Source organism: Actibacterium naphthalenivorans (assembly GCF_014196965.1).
Classification (GTDB): Bacteria; Pseudomonadota; Alphaproteobacteria; order Rhodobacterales; family Rhodobacteraceae; genus Actibacterium_A; species Actibacterium_A naphthalenivorans.
Genome location: NZ_JACIEQ010000002.1, coordinates 351,209 through 369,965 on the forward strand (window position 1 = coordinate 351,209; position 18,757 = coordinate 369,965).

General features: G+C 64.8%; 18 protein-coding genes. 5 read left to right on the forward strand and 13 right to left on the reverse strand.

What is annotated here, in order from left to right; all coding sequences use genetic code 11:
* Window positions 1-19: 19 nt before the first annotated feature.
* The 7 genes from GGR17_RS10065 to dusB form a co-directional block, all read right to left on the reverse strand.
* A complete protein-coding gene (locus GGR17_RS10065; protein ID WP_054538866.1) occupies window positions 20-1,537 on the reverse strand; it encodes a TrkH family potassium uptake protein in 1,518 nt (505 codons plus the stop codon).
* A 5-nt stretch (window positions 1,538-1,542) separates the two neighbouring features.
* On the reverse strand, window positions 1,543-2,919 hold the full coding sequence (gene trkA / locus GGR17_RS10070; protein WP_037206754.1) for a Trk system potassium transporter TrkA: 1,377 nt from the start codon (window positions 2,917-2,919) through the stop codon (window positions 1,543-1,545).
* A 59-nt stretch (window positions 2,920-2,978) separates the two neighbouring features.
* Window positions 2,979-4,385, reverse strand: coding sequence for a nitrogen assimilation response regulator NtrX (ntrX, locus tag GGR17_RS10075; RefSeq protein WP_037206752.1), 1,407 nt, complete (start codon window positions 4,383-4,385; stop codon window positions 2,979-2,981).
* A gap of 24 nt (window positions 4,386-4,409) precedes the next feature.
* Window positions 4,410-6,659 carry a sensor histidine kinase gene (locus tag GGR17_RS10080; RefSeq protein ID WP_407926658.1) on the reverse strand — a complete coding sequence of 750 codons (2,250 nt, stop codon included), beginning with the start codon at window positions 6,657-6,659 and terminating at the stop codon, window positions 4,410-4,412.
* A 99-nt stretch (window positions 6,660-6,758) separates the two neighbouring features.
* Window positions 6,759-8,126, reverse strand: coding sequence for a sigma-54-dependent Fis family transcriptional regulator (locus GGR17_RS10085; RefSeq protein ID WP_037206750.1), 1,368 nt, complete (start codon window positions 8,124-8,126; stop codon window positions 6,759-6,761).
* Between the two features lie 28 nt (window positions 8,127-8,154).
* Entirely contained in the window at window positions 8,155-9,258 is a 1,104-nt protein-coding gene (locus GGR17_RS10090; RefSeq protein ID WP_054538867.1) for a two-component system sensor histidine kinase NtrB, read from the reverse strand.
* A complete protein-coding gene (gene dusB / locus GGR17_RS10095) occupies window positions 9,255-10,280 on the reverse strand; it encodes a tRNA dihydrouridine synthase DusB (RefSeq protein WP_082386588.1) in 1,026 nt (341 codons plus the stop codon). The genes GGR17_RS10090 and dusB overlap by 4 nt, the downstream gene beginning before the upstream one ends.
* A gap of 144 nt (window positions 10,281-10,424) precedes the next feature.
* Here dusB and GGR17_RS10100 point away from each other — a divergent pair, with 144 nt between their 5' ends.
* Genes GGR17_RS10100 through GGR17_RS10110 form a run of 3 tightly spaced genes read left to right on the forward strand, consistent with a single transcriptional unit; the run spans window position 10,425 to window position 12,543 of the window.
* Window positions 10,425-11,570, forward strand: a complete 1,146-nt coding sequence (locus tag GGR17_RS10100; RefSeq protein WP_054538869.1) for a bifunctional 2-C-methyl-D-erythritol 4-phosphate cytidylyltransferase/2-C-methyl-D-erythritol 2,4-cyclodiphosphate synthase — start codon at window positions 10,425-10,427, stop codon at window positions 11,568-11,570.
* Entirely contained in the window at window positions 11,567-12,061 is a 495-nt protein-coding gene (locus tag GGR17_RS10105; RefSeq protein WP_054538870.1) for a phosphatidylglycerophosphatase A family protein, read from the forward strand. Before GGR17_RS10100 ends, GGR17_RS10105 begins: the two co-directional genes overlap by 4 nt.
* Entirely contained in the window at window positions 12,058-12,543 is a 486-nt protein-coding gene (locus GGR17_RS10110) for a CinA family protein (protein WP_054538871.1), read from the forward strand. The genes GGR17_RS10105 and GGR17_RS10110 overlap by 4 nt, the downstream gene beginning before the upstream one ends.
* A gap of 63 nt (window positions 12,544-12,606) precedes the next feature.
* Here the strand turns inward: GGR17_RS10110 and GGR17_RS10115 are convergent, their stop codons facing one another.
* Entirely contained in the window at window positions 12,607-13,065 is a 459-nt protein-coding gene (locus tag GGR17_RS10115; RefSeq protein WP_054538872.1) for a type II toxin-antitoxin system RatA family toxin, read from the reverse strand.
* Window positions 13,066-13,133: 68 nt separating this feature from the next.
* Between GGR17_RS10115 and hpt the strand changes: the two genes are divergently transcribed.
* On the forward strand, window positions 13,134-13,673 hold the full coding sequence (gene hpt / locus GGR17_RS10120; RefSeq protein ID WP_054538873.1) for a hypoxanthine phosphoribosyltransferase: 540 nt from the start codon (window positions 13,134-13,136) through the stop codon (window positions 13,671-13,673).
* Window positions 13,674-13,693: 20 nt separating this feature from the next.
* Window positions 13,694-13,846, forward strand: a complete 153-nt coding sequence (locus GGR17_RS10125; RefSeq protein WP_183314780.1) for a hypothetical protein — start codon at window positions 13,694-13,696, stop codon at window positions 13,844-13,846.
* A 5-nt stretch (window positions 13,847-13,851) separates the two neighbouring features.
* Here the strand turns inward: GGR17_RS10125 and GGR17_RS10130 are convergent, their stop codons facing one another.
* The 5 genes from GGR17_RS10130 to GGR17_RS10150 are packed head-to-tail and all read right to left on the reverse strand — an operon-like array spanning window position 13,852 to window position 18,739.
* Entirely contained in the window at window positions 13,852-14,763 is a 912-nt protein-coding gene (locus tag GGR17_RS10130) for a LysR family transcriptional regulator (protein WP_054538874.1), read from the reverse strand.
* Window positions 14,764-14,792: 29 nt separating this feature from the next.
* Window positions 14,793-15,821, reverse strand: coding sequence for an ABC transporter ATP-binding protein (locus GGR17_RS10135; RefSeq protein WP_054538875.1), 1,029 nt, complete (start codon window positions 15,819-15,821; stop codon window positions 14,793-14,795).
* Window positions 15,818-16,813, reverse strand: coding sequence for an ABC transporter ATP-binding protein (locus GGR17_RS10140; RefSeq protein ID WP_054538876.1), 996 nt, complete (start codon window positions 16,811-16,813; stop codon window positions 15,818-15,820). The genes GGR17_RS10135 and GGR17_RS10140 overlap by 4 nt, the downstream gene beginning before the upstream one ends.
* A 4-nt stretch (window positions 16,814-16,817) precedes the next feature.
* Complete coding sequence (locus GGR17_RS10145; RefSeq protein WP_054538877.1) at window positions 16,818-17,762, reverse strand: ABC transporter permease; 945 nt, start codon at window positions 17,760-17,762, stop codon at window positions 16,818-16,820.
* Complete coding sequence (locus GGR17_RS10150) at window positions 17,759-18,739, reverse strand: ABC transporter permease (RefSeq protein WP_054538878.1); 981 nt, start codon at window positions 18,737-18,739, stop codon at window positions 17,759-17,761. Before GGR17_RS10150 ends, GGR17_RS10145 begins: the two co-directional genes overlap by 4 nt.
* Between the last annotated feature and the right edge of the window lie 18 nt (window positions 18,740-18,757).

Consider the following 18,757-nt stretch of genomic DNA (forward strand, 5'->3'; position numbering starts at 1 on the left):
ACATTTTGCGGCTGCGGCATTACTGCCGCCAGAACTCCGGGTTCAGCAGCGCGATGATGGCCAGCGCCTCCAGCCGCCCCAGCACCATCGCGGCGGAAATGATCAGCTTGCCGGCGGTGCCAAGCTCGGCAAAGCGGATGACCTGTTCGCCGGCCACCTCGGCCAGCGGCCCGGTGGTTGCCAGCGCGGCCACCGACAGGATGGTGACGTCCTCGAACGGCAGACCCGTCAGCGACAGCGCGGTCATGACCAGCGCGATGCTGAGCGCGAACAGCATGAAGAATACCCAGGCCACATAGGCCCCCTGCCGCCGGATGCGCCGCGCCCGCGCGCCCGCGCCGCCGACAGAATGCGGGTGGATCAGCTTTTCCATCTCGCGCACCCCGTGCTTGTACAGCGCATAGACCCGCAAAAGCTTTACCCCTCCGGCGGTGGTGGCCACCCCGCCCCCGGTCAGCGCCAGCCCCAGCAGGATCAGGCCCGGCGTCTGCAACCCCGACCAATCGCGCGCCTCGGCCCAGTCGGCCGACACGAAGCCGGTGGTTGTCAGGAAGGACAGCACCGAAAAGATGCTGCCCCACAGCGCGTTGAGCGCGGCGGCGACATTCTGCTGGTCGTCCACGTCATAGGCCCCGATCCAGTGGCGCAGGAACAGGAAGGCCGGCAGCAGCGCGACGCAGAGCAGCGCCATCAGGAATTCGGAATCGCGGGCCAGCCGGCGCCAGCCCTCGCCGCGCTGATCGGGGGCGAAGCTCTGGCGCGAGATGGCGAAGATAAAGAAGGCGAAGATGAACATCTCGCCCGGCACCCCGGCCTGCGCCCCCGACAGCCCGCCGACGGGGGAAATGCCGCTGGTGGCCAGGGTCGACATCGCGTGGCAGAGCGCCACGAACGGATCCTCGCCGGCAATGAGCAAAAGCAGAAGAAGCACGCCGGTCAGCGCCGTATAGATCGGGAGCAGTTGCAGGCTATAGCGCATCAGCCGTTCGCGCGGATCGGTCCGGCGCACGCTGTCCTGCCCGAACCGGGTGCCGCCGCCCAGCCCGTCGGTGGCCAGCACCTCGAACCCGCCGAGGTTCATCGGCGCCAGAATGGCGATCGCCGTGATCCAGACGAAAAGCCCGCCCAGCCAGCCCACAAGTGCGCGCCACAGATGCACCGAAGGCGCCAGCCGCGCGGGATCGTCGAACAGCGTCGCCCCGGTGGTGGTCAGGCTCGAGACCATTTCGAAATAAGAATTCAGATAGCTGGTGTCGCGCACCGCCTCGTCAAACGGCACGGCCAGCATCAAGGGCAGGCACAAAAAGCAGATGGGCAGCGCCATCAGGTGGCTGCGGGCGAGGTTGCGGGCCCGGCCGTTATAGGTGGCGATGCCGATCAGCGTGGCCAGAAAAAAGAACACAAGCCCCGAATAGAAGAAGCTGCGCGCGCTCATCCAGTCGCGCAGGGCCATCGCGTGCAGAAACGGCACGAACATTGCCAGCGCGCCGATCCCCATCAGGATGACAAGAAGCGGAATGTTCAGAACGCGTTGCATCGGCGTCAGAAGAAATCGATGGAGACCTGCAGCAGGCGCTCCACTTCGGGCACGTCGGAGGTGAGCGAGAAGATGGCGATCACATCGCCCTCGTCGACGCGGGTGCCGCCGTTGGGCCGCACCACCTTGCCGCCCTTCATGATGGCGCCGACCAGAACGCCCTCGGGAAAGTCGATCTCACGGATCATGCGGCCCGCGATCGGCGAGGTGGACAGGACCTGCGCCTCGATCACCTCGGCCTCGGCATCGCCGATGGAATAGACGCCGCGCACCCGCCCGTGCCGGATGTGGCGCAGGATGGAGCTGACGGTGGTGGCGCGCGGGTTGATATAGGCGTCGATGTCGAGCGGGCCCATCAGCGGCACCAGCGAGGGGTCGTTGACCAGGCAGATCGCCATCGGGCAGCCCGCCGCCTTGGCCCGCACCGCAACCAGCAGGTTGGTCTTGTCATCGTCGGTGACCGCCAGAACCGCATCGGCGCGGTCGATATTGGCCTCGGTCAGCAGCGCCATATCCATGCCGTCGCCATGCAGCACGATGGTGCGTTCCAGCGCGTCGGCGGCGATCTCGGCCCGATGCCGGTTCTTCTCGATCACCTTGGCGCGCACCCGGTCGGTGCGGCTTTCGAGTTCGCGCGCCACGCTCAGGCCAACGTTGCCGCCGCCGATGATGACCACGCGTTCCTGCTTTTTCGTTGATTTCCCAAAGATTTCCAGCGTGCGGTTCACGTCTTCGGTATGGGAGAACACATAGATCTGATCGCCCGGGAAAAGCTGATCACCCGGTTCCGGCGAAAACAGCGTGCCGGCGCGGCGAACCCCCACGACCAGCGCGCGCAGGGTGGAAAACAGATCGGTCAGCTGGCGCAACGGCGTGTTGACCACCGGGCAATCGTCATCCAGCAGAATGCCCAGAAGCTGGGCCTTGCCCTCCAGAAAGCTTTCGGTGTCAAAGGCCGCGGGCGCCGCGAGCCGCTGCAGTGCCGCCACCGAAACCTCGCGCTCGGGGCTGATCACCACGTCGATCGGCATGTGGTCGCGCCGGTAAAGATCGGAATAGATCGCCGTCAGATAGCTTTGCGCCCGCAGGCGCGCGATCTTGCGCGGCACCGCGAACACCGAATGCGCCACCTGGCAGGTGACCATGTTCACCTCGTCCGAATAGGTGGCGGCGATGATCATGTCGGCGTCGCGGGCCCCGGCCCTTTCCAGCACATCGGGGTAAGAGGCAAACCCCGCCACCCCCTGAACATCCAGCGAGTCGGTCGCCCGCCGCACCAGATCGGCGTTGCTGTCGACAACGGTGACGTCGTTCTTTTCATTGGCTAGATGCCGCGCGATCTGCCAGCCGACCTGGCCCGCGCCACAGATGATGACCTTCATTCCCGCATCCCGGCTGCGACGTTGGCCTCATCCATTGCAGAACCGGGTGAGACGGTCAATCACAGCTCGCTTTCGTTTTCCACATGGGCCACGCGCCCGCCCGCCTTGTTGGTGGTGACAACGCCCAGCGATTTGAGCTTGCGGTGCAGCGCCGAGCGCTCCATCCCCACGAAACTGGCGGTGCGGCTGATATTGCCGCCGAAACGGTTGATCTGGGTCAGCAGGTATTCGCGCTCGAACAGCTCGCGCGCCTCGCGCAGGGGCAGCGTGGCCAGTGCGCCGGCCATCACCAGCCGCCCCTCGCCCATGGGTTCATCCGCCGGCATCGGCAATTCGCTGGTTTCGATCGGCCCGGCGCCGTCGCCCAGGATCAGCACCCGTTCGATCACGTTCTTCAGCTGGCGCACGTTGCCCGGCCACATCATCGTCTGCAACAGTGCCTCGGCCTCTTCGCTCATCATCCGCAGCGGCAGGCCCTGGGTCCGATTGAACTCTTCGATGAAATGCGCCGACAGTTCGGGTATATCCTCGCGCCGCTCGTCCAGCGAGGGCACCGGAATGGGCACCACGTTCAGCCGGTGGTAAAGCTCCTGCCGGAACGCGCCCTTGTCGATCGCGGCCTTCAGATCGCGGGTGGTGCTGGAGATCACGCGCATATCCACCCGCACCTTGCCGGTGCCGCCGACACGGGTGAATTGCTGATCGACCAGCACGCGCAGGATCTTGGACTGGGTGCCAAGCGGCATGTCGGCGATCTCGTCGAAGAACAGCACGCCGCCATGCGCCTGTTCCAGAAGCCCCGGCTCCACGCCGCGGTCGGGGCTTTCGCGGCCGAACAGCACCTCTTCCATCCGCTCCGGTTCGATCGAGGCGGAGTTGACGCTGACGAAGGGCCCGGAGGCCCGGTTCGAATTGGCGTGGATATAGCGTGCGGCGACCTCCTTGCCGCTGCCCGCGGGGCCGGTCAGCATCACCCGCCCGTTTGATTTGTTCACCTTGTCGAGGCTCGATTTCAGCGCCTTGAAGGCCGAGCTGGACCCGACCATGTGCGACGAGGCGACATCGCGCCGCTTCAGATCCAGGTTTTCGCGCCGCAGCCGCGACGCCTCCATCGCGCGGCGCACGACCACCAGAAGCTGGTCGATGTTGAACGGCTTCTCGATGAAGTCATAGGCGCCCTGCTTGATCGCCGCCACGGCGATCTCGATATTGCCATGGCCGGAAATGATGACGATCGGAATATCGGGGTTGTCGCGCTTGACCGTGGTCAGGATGTCGATCCCGTCCATCCGGCTGTCCTTCAGCCAGATATCCAGAACCAGCAGCGCCGGCGGTTCGGAATTGATCTCGGACATGCAGCTGTCCGAGTTGCCGGCAAGCCGGGTGGTGTAGCCCTCATCGCGCAGGATGTCGGAAATCAGTTCTCGAATATCTCTTTCGTCATCAACAATAAGAATGTCGCCCATGTTGCTCTATCCTCTTCTCTTATTCTATTCCGCGACGGGGGCCAGCAGCATCGCCGGCGCCAGCGGCAGGCGAATCTCTGCCTCGGCGCCGTGATGGCCGCAGCCCTCGAACACCGGCGCGTCGCGCAGGGCCAGTGCTCCGCCATGCTCTTCAACGATTTTCTTCACGATGGGCAGGCCAAGGCCGGTGCCCTTGTCCCGGGTGGTCACGTAGGGTTCGAACAGGCGCGCGCGGTCTTCCGGAAGGCCGATGCCGTTGTCGGAAATGCGCAGTACCGCCTGATCGCCATCCAGCACAAGGGCGATCCTGATTTCAGGGATAAAACCCTCGTGTTTTCCCCGTTCGCGCAGGGTTTCCGTGGCCTCGCCCGCATTCTTGATCAGGTTGGTCAGCGCCTGTGAAATCATGGTCTCATCCAGCTCTGCCAATACCGGCCCGGCCGGAAGATCGGTCACAAAGCGCACGCCGGGCTGGCCGCTTTCCTGCAGCAGCACCGCATCGCGCGTGATCTTGACCAGATCGCCCAGCCGCCGGTCGGGTTCGGGCATCCGCGCGAATTTGGAGAACTCATCGACAATGCGCCGCAAGTCATTGGTCTGGCGGATGATCACGTCGGTGTACTGATCCAGAAACTCGGCGTCTTCGCCCGCCGCCTTGCGGAACCTGCGCTTCAGCCGTTCCGCCGAAAGCTGGATCGGGGTCAGCGGGTTCTTGATCTCATGCGCGATACGCCGTGCCACATCGCCCCATGCGGCCATGCGCTGGGCGGTCACCAGATCGGTCACGTCGTCGAAGGTCACCACATAACCTTCCAGCGTTCCGGCGCTGTTGCGCCGGGTGGCCATGCGCACCAGCAGGTTGCCCGATTTGCCCCGGCGCGTGACCTTCAGCTCGTCCTGCGCGGCCTCGTCCGATTTTTCGCGCAGCCGGGCAAACAGCGGCCCGAACTCGGGCACCACCGCCGCCAGCGGCAGGTCGTGATCCTGCGCCTCTTCCAGCCCCAGCAGGCGCAGCGCCGAGCGGTTCATGAATTCCAGCCGCCCGTCGGCATCAAGGCCGATCACCCCCGCCGTGACCGACGACAGAACCGAATCGAACAGCCGCCGCCGGCTTTCGATCTGCCGGTTGTTTTCCAGAAGCGCGTCGTGCTGCAGCTTGAGCTGGCGGGTCATCTGGTTGAACACCCGGCCCAGCATGGCGATTTCATCGTCGCCCTTTTCCTCGATCACGCGCACATCGAAATCGCCCGCGCCCACCCGCTGCGCCGCCCCGGCAAGCCGCCCCACCGGGCGCGAGAGCCTTTCGGCGAACCACAGGCCCAGCCAGACCGCGGCAAGGATCAGGATCAGCGCGAAGCCCATGTAAACCAGGCCGAATTCGAACAGAACCTTGCCCCGTTCGCTTTCGAGCTGTTGATAGAAAAGCGCGGTTTCCTGCGCATTGTCGAGCAGGTTGAGGATGTTGCCGTCCACCTGCCGCGAGATGTAGAGGTAGCGGTCGATATAGGCCGCCAGCTTGATCAGAACGCGGAATTCGTCGTTGTCCCAATCCTGCACCAACACCGTTTCGCCCGCTTCGGCGCGGGTGATCTGCAACGGGGTGGGTTGTTCATAGTCGAAAAGGTACGATCGCTCGCCGCGGGCGCGGATCTCGCCATTGGCGTCGATCACATAGGCCTCTTTCACCCCGCGCTGCACCTGACCCTGCGCCGAGGTCAGCAATTGCCGGATGTCGCCATCCGTCAGGAAAAACGTGGAGCGCCGCGACTGGTTCAGGAAATGGGCCACCGCCTCGACATCCTCGACCAGGTCGTGGCGCTGCGCCTGTTCATAGGCCTGCGCGGCGGCGAGCGAACTGCCGACCACCTGCCGCACCCGCACCGAAAACCAGCCCTCCAGCCCGGTGTTCACCGTCAGCACCGCGAAAACCGCCACCAGCACCGTGGGAATCAGCGCGATCAGGGCGAAGACGCCGGTCAGCCTCAGGTGCAGCCGTGACCCGGCCGAGCGCCGGCGCCGCGCCGCGATCATCTGCGCGACACGCTGCATCACCAGCGCCGCCACGACCAGAATATACACCATGTCGGCCAGCAGGATACCCCGCAGGCCGGCAGCCGAGGCGCCCTGATCAAGCGGCCCGAGCATCAGGAATGTCACGATCGCCAGAAGCGGTCCCAGGATCACAAGACCCAGAGTCGCAAAGTTCTGCACGCGTCTTTGACGCCGCAAAGCCTGCAGCCGCTCCCAGGTTGCGCTCCGCGCAGGGCTTCGCACCACCAGCCTCTTTATATTGCGCCGCTTTTCGCGGCTGACCGCCATATCTCGCGTGCCCTTATCGGCATGACGCCGATGGGCCACGCCCGTGTTGCGATTTTACATCAACTTTCGACGGCGTGTCACGCGAATATCCAGATCGGTGATCTTCTTGCGCAAAGTATTGCGGTTGATGCCGAGCAGGTCGGCGCATTTGGCCTGATTGCCGCCGGTCGCGTCCAGCGCGATCTCGATCAGCGGAAGCTCCACCTCGCGCAGAATCCGGGCGTAAAGGCCCGGCGGCGGCAACACCCCGCCATGCAGATCAAAGTAGCGCCGCAAGTGTTTGGCGACCGAGGAAGAAAGCTTTTCGCCCTCGCCGCCGCCGACCAGCGGCTCGATCTCGGGTTGCGAGCCCAGCACCGCCTCGACCTCGTGGCGTGAAATCACGTCTTCGGAGCTTGTGACCAGCAGATGGCGGATCGTGTTTTCCAGCTGTCGCACATTGCCCGGCCAGCTGTAGGCGCGGATCAGATCCATCGCGTCATCGGCGAATCGGCGCGGCGACAGCCCGTCGCGTTCGGCGCGGGCCAGGAAATGCTCGGCCAGCAGCGGGATGTCATCGACCCGTTCGCGCAGCGAGGGCACGTTCACCGTGACCCCGCCCAGCCGGTAGAACAGATCCTGCCGGAACTGCCCCTCTTCCATCCGGCCCATCAGATCGGTCTGCGATGTGGCCATGATGCGCGGGGCGTTGTCGCCGAACCCGTCGAGCATCCGCACGATCCGCGCCTGGGTGTCGGCATCCAGATCCGACACTTCATCGAACAGGATGGAGCCGCCGCGCGCCCGCGCCAGCAATTCCGACGGGCCGTCGATGCCCGTCAGATCCGCCGCCGAGGCAGTGACGAAGGGCAGCGTGCGCCGGTCGGAAAAATCGTGGATCGCACGGGCGATCAGGGATTTTCCGGTACCGCTTTCGCCGGTGATCAGAACCGCCAGATCGGTGTTCATCACCCGCGCCACCAGCCGGTAGAGCGCCTGCATCTGCGGCGTGCGGCCCACCAGCGGCAGGTCGTCCGACGGTTCGGCGGCCACCTCGTGGCGCGGGCTGGGCGCGCGGCGCTTGGCCTCCAGCGCGCGGGCCGCCCGTTTCATCAGATCGGGCAGATCGAACGGTTTGGGCAGGTAATCATAGGCCTCGGCCTCGGCCGCCTGAATCGCGGTCATGATCGTGTTTTGCGCGGAAATCACGATCACCGGCAGGCCCGGCCGCTCTTGCGAGATGCGCGGCAGGGCGTCGAGCCCGTTGCCATCGGGCATGACCACGTCCGAGATCACCAGATCGCCCTTGCCCTCCTCGACCCAGCGCATCAGCGTCATCAGCGATGATGTCGCATGCACCTTGCACCCGGCGCGGGTCAGCGCCTGGGTCAGAACCGTGCGGATCGTGCGATCGTCATCCGCGACCAGAACAGTGCCATCCATCAGTAATCCTCCGACCGGTGTGTCGTTGTCATGTCTTGGGCTCCTCGACCTTGGTCTTGGCGTTTTTCTTCGGGGCAATGGGCAGCGAGATGCGGAACACAGTGCGCCCCGGCGCGGACTCGACCGCGACCAGCCCGTCGTGGTCCGATATGATCTTCGACACCAGCGCCAGGCCCAGCCCGGTGCCGTTCTCGCGCCCTGAAACGAACGGGTCGAAAATGTCGCCGGCGATCTCCTTGGGCAGGCCCGGACCATCGTCAATGATCTCGACCTGAAGCGGTACCGGCAGGCCGGACCCGTCATCGCGGCGACGGCGCAGCGACTGGTCATAGAAGGTGCGCATCGTGATCGTTCCGCCCTCGCCGCTGCGGCCGATGGCCTCGGCGGCGTTTTTCAGGAGGTTCAGGAACACCTGCAAAAGCTGATCGCCATCGGCCCAGGTCGGCGGCAGCGACGGGTCATAAGCCTCCACGATCTTCAGCCGGGACGCAAAGCCGACCGTTGCCGATTTGCGCACGCGGTCCAGGATATCATGCAGGTTCACCGGCTTGCATTGCGGCGGGCGCAGGTTGCCGAACTGCTCCACCTGTTCCAGCAGCTTCACGATGCGGCGGCTTTCGGCCACGATCAGATCGGTCAGCTCCAGATCCCCGTCGCTCAGGTTCATCGACAAAAGCTGCGCCGCGCCGGTGATACCGGCCAGCGGGTTCTTGATTTCATGGGCCAGCATCTCGGCCATGCCGATCGCCGACTTTGCGGCCGATTTCGACGATTGCGCGCGGCCCAGCCGCTCTGCGATCTCGCGCGGCGAGATCAGCATCAGGATGGTGCCCTCATCCTCGCGCAGCGGCGCGATCTGGATGTTGCACTGAACCGGCGGGCGGCGCGGGGCCGAAACCTCGACATCGTTGATCACCAGCTCGGAATGGTTGTTGCGCACCCGGTCAAAGGCTTCGTCGAGCAGGGTGTCGACCGTGACCCGTTCCCACACTTTCGCGCCGCGCAGCGAGCGGATGGATTTGTTGACGAACTGCTCGGCCGCCGGGTTGATCTCGCGTATCCGGTTGTCGCGATCCAGGATGAACGCGGGCAGCGGCAGGGCCGACCATATGATGTCACGCTCGGTGGTCATGCGGCCTGACGCACGCCGCCGGCAAGCGCGTCCTTCAGCAGCGTCAGAACGCGCCGGGGCGAGGGTTCGGTCAGCACCGCGCGGCGCAGCCCGGCGGGCGTGCCTGCTTCGTCCATGTACCAGCCCAGGTGCTTGCGGGCGACGCGGGTGCCCAGGGCGTTGCCGTAAAAGGCGAGCATCGCCTCGTAATGGCCCGAGACCATGCTGTAAAACGCGTGCCCCCGCAGTGGCTGCGGCCCCTGCACGCCGGACAGTGCCGCAGCGATCTGCGCCAGTTGCCAGGGCCGCCCCTGCGCCCCCCGCCCGACCATCACGCCATCGGCGCCCGACAGCGCCAGCGCCTGTCGCGCGGTCTCGGCATCGACGATATCGCCATTGGCCACCACCGGCACGCCGACCGCATCGCGCACCGCGCGGATCGCGGCCCAGTCGGCCCGGCCCTTGTAGAACTGGCAGCGTGTGCGCCCGTGGATGGTGATCATCCGCACCCCGGCCGCCTCTGCCCGCCGCGCCAGATCGGGCGCGTTCAGGCAGGCGTCATCCCAGCCCAGCCGGGTTTTCAGCGTCACGGGAATCGACACGGCGCCCACAACCGCCTCGATCAGGCGCAACGCGTGATCGGGGTCGCGCATCAGCGCCGAGCCGGAGTAGCCGTTCACCACCTTCTTGGCCGGGCAGCCCATGTTGATGTCGATGATCCGGGCGCCGTTGGCCTGGACCTTGCGCGCGGCCTCGGCCATCCAATGTGCCTCGCGCCCGGCAAGCTGCACGGCGGTGTTGGCCGAGCCGAAACCGAGCTCCGCCCGTTCGCGCACGCCGGGCTTGGCCTGCACCATTTCCTGGCTCGCCACCATCTCGCTCACGACCAGCCCGGCCCCGAAAGACGAGACCAGATCGCGAAACGGCAGATCCGTGATCCCCGCGAGCGGCGCGAGGAGAACGGGCGGGTCGAGGGTGATATTCGCCAATCGAATGGCCAACTGCTTAATCCTTGTGCAATTAACGTTCGAGGTAGTTCTCATTCCCGGTAAATGCAATTGCACTGGCCAAAGAACGGGCGCGGAATCATACTGTGCCTGTTTTTTACTCATTATGAATGACCATTTTGCGGCATTGCCCCCCCCGGCGGCAGCACGTACACGGGAAAGAGCAAAACGGGAGACGTGATGAAGACCGCCGCCATCATCGTGGCCGCCGGGCGCGGCACCCGCGCAGGCGGGGATATTCCCAAGCAATACCAGATGCTTCGGGGGGTGCCTGTGCTTGCGCGCTCGGTTGCTGCCTTCGCGGCGCATCCGGGTGTCTCGCAGATCATCGTGGTGGTGAATTCCCAGGATGACGCGCTTTTCAGCGAAACGCTCGGGGAAGGATCACGTAACGTCACGCTTGTTCATGGCGGCGCAAGTCGCGGCCAGTCTGTCCGGGCCGGGCTGGAGGCGGTCACGCCGGGAATCGATGCGGTTCTGATCCATGACGGCGCGCGGCCGCTGGTCAGCGCCGAGGTGATCGGGCGCGTGCTGGCGGCGCTGGAGCACGGCCCGGGTGCCGCCCCCGCCCTGCCCGTCACCGATGCGCTGTGGCGCGGCGCGCAGGGGCGCGTACGTGCCCCGGAACCGCGCGACGGGCTCTACCGGGCCCAGACGCCGCAGGGATTCCGGCTGGCGGCGATCCGCGCCGCCCATGCCGCCCACCCCGGCGGGGCCGCCGATGATGTAGAGGTGGCGCTGGCTGCCGGGCTTGACGTGGCGATCGTCGAGGGGGATGAAAACAACCTCAAGATCACCCATCCCGCCGATTTCGCCCGCGCCGAACGGCTGTTGCAGGAGGATGCCATGGATATTCGCGCCGGCAACGGGTTCGACGTGCACCGTTTCGGCCCCGGCGATGCGGTCACGCTGTGCGGCGTCAGCATTCCGCACGGGCGCGGCCTGCAGGGGCATTCGGATGCCGATGTGGGCATGCATGCGGTTACCGATGCGATCTATGGCGCGCTCGGGATGGGCGATATCGGCCAGCATTTCCCGCCCTCCGATCCGCAATGGAAGGGCGCGGCCAGCCATATCTTTCTGGATCACGCCGTCGCGCTGGCCCGCGCGCGGGGCTTTGCCCTGACCCATGCCGACGTCACCCTGATTTGCGAACACCCGAAGATCGGCCCGCATGCGCCTGCGATGAAAGCGGAAATGGCCCGCATCATGGGGCTGGAGCCGGACCGGGTCAGCGTAAAGGCGACCACGTCGGAGCGGCTGGGGTTCACCGGCCGCGAGGAAGGCATCGCCGCCCTGGCAACCGCAACATTGGTGAAACCATGATCCGTTTCGTGACCACATTCTGCTATGTCGGTCGGCTGCGCCCGGCGCCCGGCACCTGGGGCTCGGCCGTGGCGGTGGCGCTGGCGCTGCTGCTGCATGGGCTGGGGGGCTTTCCGCTGCTGGCCCTCGCCACGCTCGCCGTCACCGTTCTGGCCTTCTGGGCGGTGGCCCGTGACATTGCCGGGCGCGTCGACAAGGACCCGTCGGAGATCGTGATTGACGAGGTCGCGGGCCAGTGGCTGGCGATGCTGGCCCCGTCGCTCGGGTTCTGGATGGCCGGGCTGGACGGCTGGAATTTCCCTTGGCCGGGCTGGGTCGGGGCCTTCGTGCTGTTCCGGCTGTTCGACATCTGGAAACCGGGGCCGGTGGGCTGGGCCGACCGGCGCAGCGGCACCGCGGGGGTTATGCTGGATGATCTGATCGCCGGTGCCCTTGCCGGGCTCGGGGTGATTCTGGCGGCAGGGCTTTATCACGGGGTGCTGATGCGATGACGCTGGGCCCCGCCACCACGCTGCTGGAGCTTGCCCGCGCGCGCGGCGTGATGATCGCCACGGCGGAATCCTGTACCGGCGGGCTGATCGCCGGGGCGATCACCGATGTGGCGGGATCGTCGGATGTGTTCGACCGGGGGTTCGTGACCTATTCCAACGCGGCCAAGACCCAGATGCTGAACGTGCGCGCGGCGACGCTGGCCACCCATGGCGCGGTGTCGGAGCAGGTCGCGGCCGAGATGGCGGAAGGGGCGCTGGCGCGTTCGGATGCGGCGCTGGCCGTTTCGGTCACCGGGATAGCCGGGCCCGGCGGATCGGAGCACAAGCCCGAGGGGCGGGTCTGTTTCGGGCTGGCGCGGGACGGCGCGCCCACGCGCAGCGAAACGGTCGATTTCGGCGCGATTGGCCGGGGCAATGTGCGCCGCGCCACGGTGGAACATGCGCTTGGCCTGTTGGTGGCGGCGCTGCGCGACATGGGCTGAGCGGGCGCCGCGAAGAGATTTTTGCCTCCGGCGGGGATATTTTCGGAAAGATGAAGGGGCTGATCAGCCATTCGGCTGGCCGTAGAGCTGCGCGGCGCGGGATTCGAATGCCTTGACGACGCGCAGCATCGCTTCGTGGAACACGACGCCGATGACGCCTTGCAGGATCCGGTTGCGGAATTCGAAATCGACGAAGAAATCCACCTCGCAGCCGCCCTCGTCGAGATCGCGGAACGCCCAGGTCGATTTCATGTGGCGGAAAGGACCATCCAGGTATTCGGTGTCGATCCGTTGTGCTTCGGGCCAGAGCGTGACGCGGCTGCCGAATTTTTCGCGGAAGACCTTGAAGGAGATGACCAGATCGGCCTCCATCACCTCGCCCCCCGGGATCGGGCTGCGCGAGCGGATGCGCGCCGCGGCTGTCCAGGGCAGGAAATCCGGATAGGCGGCGACATCGGCGACCAGATCATACATCTGTGCGGCGGAATACGGCAGTTTGCGAGTCTCGGAATGGGTCGGCATGGGCAATCTTTGCTGATAACAGTGAGGCGTCATTTCGACCACCGAGCCGGAGAAATCAAGAGATTGCCATGCCTGAAAGACCTTATGTCATAGATGAAATGATCTCGGCCAAGACGATCGCCGCGCGGATCGAGGCGCTGGCGCAGGAGATACGGCTCTCTTTCGCGGGTACTGACAAGCTGATCCTGGTGGGGCTGTTGCGCGGCTCGTTCGTGTTTATCGCCGATCTGGTGCGCGAGCTGGACCTGCCGGTGGAGGTGGATTTCCTCGAGGCCTCTTCCTACGGGGACGCCATGCAAAGCGCGCGCGAGGTGCGTATCCTGAAGGATCTGCGCGGCGAGATTTCGGGGCGCGATGTTCTGGTGGTGGAAGATATCGTCGATACCGGATTTACCCTGTCGCATGTGGTGCATCTCCTGGAAGGCCGTCAGCCGCGGCGGCTGGAGACGATCGCCCTGCTGGACAAGCCGTCGCGCCGGGAGGTGCCGGTGAGGGCGAGTTGGACGGGGTTCGAGATTCCGGATGAATTCGTCGTCGGCTATGGCATCGACTTTGCCCAACGCAACCGCAACCTGCCCTATATCGGCAAGGTGAGGTTCATCGAATGAATCCGCGCTGGTTTTTGCGCATGGCCCGCTGGGCCCGGAACCCGCCCGGTGAAAAACGGGTAAAGCTGGTGCTGGGGGTCATCGCCCTGTGCCTGGCGCTGCTGGCGGTCGAGCGGTTTGTCGGCTGGCCGGACTGGCTGACCGTTGACGGCACGCGGGGTGGCCGCTGGTGACATAGCTAGAGCGTGTCTTCGAGCTGACGCCAGAGCCTGACCAGCGAGGGTTTCCGGTTTTCGCTGTCGCGGTAGAGCCGGATTTCCAGTGATGTGGCATAGGAGGGATCTGCGGCAAGGCAGAGCGTGCCGTTCTGGATTTCGGATTTGCACAGTTCTTCGGGCAGCCAGCCCATGCCGAAATCCTCCTGGATCATCGCCTTGATGCCCACCGCGAGGCCGTTGTGGTTGACCACCAGCACATTGGGCCGTGTCAGCTGTTGGCGCAGCACATGTTCGACGACCGAGCTGAGCACCGACGCCGAGCCGTAGCCCAGAAGCGGTACCGATGTGCCGCCGCGCGCCGGCAGGCGATAGCGCGGGCTTCCGTCGGGCTCGGGGCGTGACACGGGCAGGAACCGGTCGTTCGACAGGGTCAGGTAATCGCATTTTGACACTTCGAGCGGCGACAGGAAATCCATGGCCGGGTGCCAGTAGGTCAGGATCACGTCACAATAATGCTGTTGCAGCGCCGTCACGAACTGATCCGCGGCCCAGGCGGTGGAGTTGAGATCTATGTCGATGCCGCCCGCCTTTACCAGCGGCGCGATGCGCGACTTGTAATGGGTCAGGTAGAGCGACTGGGTGGTGGCGAAGCGGATCACGTCGCTGTCGGCGGCGTCGATGATCTGGCAGCGCTCGATGGTTTCGGCATAGGTTTTGAGGATGCGTTGGGCCTGAACCAGGAAAAGCTCGCCCGCCGGCGTCAGCGACAGCGGCAGGGTTTCGCGGTTGATCAGGCTGACCCCCACCTCGGCCTCCAGAATGCGGATGCGGCGGCTGAAGGCGGGTTGGCTGACGTGGCGGTCTTCCGCCGCGCGCGAGAAATTCTTCAGCGCGGCCAAAGACTCGAAGTCCTTTAACCAGAGAATATCCAATCGACTGTCCTACCGCAGGGGCGCGCCTGTCACCCTAACCTGTCTTCCTCGACCGCATGACAGGCCACGAGGGCGCCGTCAGGCTGCCGCAGCGGGCGCGGTTGTTCGGCGCCACACCGATCATTGGCATAGCTGCAGCGCGATTTGAAGGGACAGCCTGTCGGCATGTTGATCGGGGTCGGGATTTCTCCGCGCAGGCGGATGTGGTTGGGGTGATCGTCCTTCAGCTGCGGCACGGCGCTGAGCAGGGCCTTGGTATAGGGATGGCGGGGGTTCGCGAAGAGCGTGGCGGTATCGGCCAGTTCACACAGCGTTCCGAGATAGAGCACGGCGACCCGCGTGCCGAAATGCTGCACCACCGACAGATCGTGGGTGATGAACAGATAGGTCAGGCCGCGTTCGTCCTTGGCCTCCAGCATCAGGTTCAGCACCTGCGCCTGGATCGACACGTCAAGCGCCGAGATCGGTTCATCGGCGACCACGAAGTCAGGATCGACGGTCAGGGCGCGGGCGATGGCGATGCGCTGGCGCTGACCGCCGGAAAACTCGTGCGGATAGCGTTTGGCCCAGTTCGGGTCGACGCCGACCGCGCGCATCACCTCGGCCACCTTGTCTTCGACCTGCGCGCGCGGCAGGCCGTGGAAATGGTTGCGCACCGGTTCCTCGAGCGTCTGCTGGATCGTCATCCGCGGGTTCAGCGACGCATAGGGGTTTTGAAAGATCATCTGCATCTTGCGGCGGAACGGCCGCAGTGCCCGGCCCGAAAGCGTGTCGATCCGGGTGCCGTCGTAATGCACCGAGCCGGAGCTGGGCGTCAGCAGGCCGGCGATAAGCCGAGCCACGGTGGATTTGCCGCAGCCTGACTCCCCGACCACGCACAGCGCCTCGCCCCGCGCGATGCCAAGCGAGACGTCGTTGACGGCATGTACCTCGCGCCGCTCGCGGGTGATGTGGCCCTTGCGGAACCGAAGCGTTTCGAGAAACCCCTGATCCAGCGCGAAGCGTTTTTCCAGATGCCTGATCTCCAGCAGCGGCTGGCCGATGTCATCGCCTCTCATGCGGTTTGTTCCTCGGTCTCGGTATCGCGGTTCATGCGCTGCACCTCATGGCAGGCCACTTCGACCGGCCCCACCCTGACCAGCTCGGGGATCGTGGTGCGGCAGCGGTCGACGGTATATTCGCAGCGCGGGTTGAACGGGCAACCCGGCGGGATGGCCGACAGCGCCGGCATGTTGCCGGGGATCTGTTTCAGCCGCTCGCCCGGCAGCGTCTGTTGCGGCAGCGCCTTGATCAGGCCCTGGGTATAGGGGTGCTGCGGATCGTTGATGATGGCGCGGGTGCGGCCGCTTTCGATGATCCGCCCGGCATACATCACCAGGGTGCGCTCGGTCATCTGCGACACCACGCCAAGGTCATGGGTGATCAGGATCAGGCTGACGTTGTTGCTCTGGCACAGCTCCAGCAGCAGCTCCATGATATCGGCCTGGATGGTCACGTCGAGCGCGGTGGTCGGCTCGTCGGCGATGATGAGCTGCGGGTCGAGCAGCAGCGCGATGGCGATGATGATGCGCTGGCGCATGCCGCCCGAAAGCTCGTGCGGGTATTGCTGCAGCCGTTCTTCGGGCGCCGGGATATAGACCTCGCGCAGCTTCGCCACCGCGATCTTCTCGGCATCCCTGCGGGTCAGGGAACGGTGCGCCTGCAACGTCTCGACCATCTGCTGGCCGATGGTCAGAACCGGGTTCAGCGTGACCATCGGATCCTGGAAGATCATGGCGATGCGGTTGCCGCGGATCGTGCGCAGCGCCTTGTCGCTCGTATGGGCCAGATCCATCCCGTCGAACATAACATGGCCGGAATCGATGAAGCCGGGGCGGCTGATCAGGTTGAGGATGGCAAAGCCGGTGATCGACTTGCCGGCGCCGGATTCGCCGACGATGCCCATCCGTTCGCCCCGGTTGAGATCGAAGGAAATGCCGTTGAGCGCGGTCACGGTCTGATCCCGCATGGCGAATTTGACGACAAGGTCGCGCACGGAAAGCAAGGACATCAGCTTATCCCTTGTAAAGCTTGGGGTTCAGCACATCGCGCAGCCAGTCGCCCAGCAGGTTGATCACAAGGACCAGAACCACCAGAACGATGCCGGGAATGGTGGTGATCCACCAGCTGCCCGAGAAGATATAATCGAACCCGCTGGAAATCAGCGAGCCCAGCGAGGGCTGCGACACCGGCATCCCCAGCCCGAGAAACGACAGCGACGCCTCTGATATGATCGCGTTGGCGACCTGCACCGTCGAGATCACGAAGATCGGCGAGATCGAGTTGGGCAGGATATGCTTGATCATGATGCGCAACGGCCCGAAGGCCAGCACCCGCGCCGCATCGACATATTCCTTGCGCTTCTCGGCCAGCACCGTGGCACGGACGGTCCGGGCGTATTGCGGCCACTCGGCCACGCCGATCACGATGACAAGAATGAACAGCGCGTATTCGTTGAAGGTTTCCGACCCGAACAGCGCCTGGCTGATGGCCAGAAAGATGATCGCCACCATCAGCGTCGAGAAAGAAAGCTGCACATCGGCCAGCCGCATCAGCAGGCTGTCCACCCTGCCCCCGACATAGCCCGCGACCAGCCCGATGGTGATGCCGAGCAGCGCCTGCACCGCCACCGCGCAGATGCCGATGATCAGCGACACCCGCGTGCCGTAGAGGATCGCGCTCCACAGATCGCGGCCCTGGGCATCGGTGCCGAACACGAACCGCGCCTCGCCGCCCTGCTCCCACGCGGGGGGCAGTTCGGAATCCAGAATGTTGAACTGGGTCATGTCATAGGGATCGAACGGGGCCAGCAGCGGCGCGAACAGCGTCGACAGCGCGATCAGCAGAAACACCGCCAGGCTGACGATCGCCACCGGGTTGCGCCGGAAGCTGTAGGCGATGTTCGAGTGCCACATCTTTTGCATGCGGGTCTTTTCGGGATTGGTGCTCAGGTTGCTCATGCGCCCATCCTCGCCAGTTTCACGGTCGGGTTGACCAGCCCGTAGATCAGATCGACGATCGTGTTGGTGACCACGAAGATGAAGCCGACCACGATCAGATAGGCCACGATCAGCGGAGTATCGACGCGGTTGACCGCTTCAAGGAACATGAACCCCATGCCGGGCCACTGAAACACGGTTTCGGTCAGGATCGTATAGGCGACCATGGTGCCGATCTGCACCCCGCCGACCGTGATCACCGGCAACAGCGTGTTCTTCAGCGCATGGACGAACCAGATGCGGCGCGGGCGCAGGCCCTTGGCCCAGGCAAAGCGCACGTATTCGCTTTGCAGCGTCTCCATCATCTCTGACCGGATCAGCCGGATGAACAGCGGCAGCATGATCGAGGCCAGCGCGGCCGAGGGCAGCAGGATATGCTTCCAGCCGTCCCATGTCAGGAAATTGGTCGACCAGTAGCCGAACACATGCACCACGTCGCCACGCCCGTAGGACGGCAGGATGCGCATCTCGACCGAGAAAACAAAGATCATCAGGATCGCGGTCAGGAACACGGGCACCGAAATGCCGATGATGCTGAACCCCATGATGACGCGGCTGAAAATGGAGTGCGGCCGGATCGCGGTAAAGACGCCAAGCGGCACCGACAGGCCGATGATGATGAACGTGGCGCCCAGCACCAGTTCCAGCGTCGCCGGCAGCTTTTTCAGGATCACCTCAAGTGCGGGTTCCTTGAAGAAATACGAGGTGCCCAGATCGCCGCGCATCGCCTTTTTGGCGAACCGGCCGTATTGCACCAGGAAACTGTCGTTCAGCCCCAGCTCGTCGCGCAACTGCTCGCGCACCTCTTCGGACACGGACTGACCGACGAGTTCGCGCAGCGGATCTCCCAGATTGTCCTGTATGGAAAAGCTTATCAGCGAGATGACAAACATCACCACCGCGGCCTGAAAGACCCGTTTGACGAGATAGGCGAACATTCGATCTTACCTTGTTGG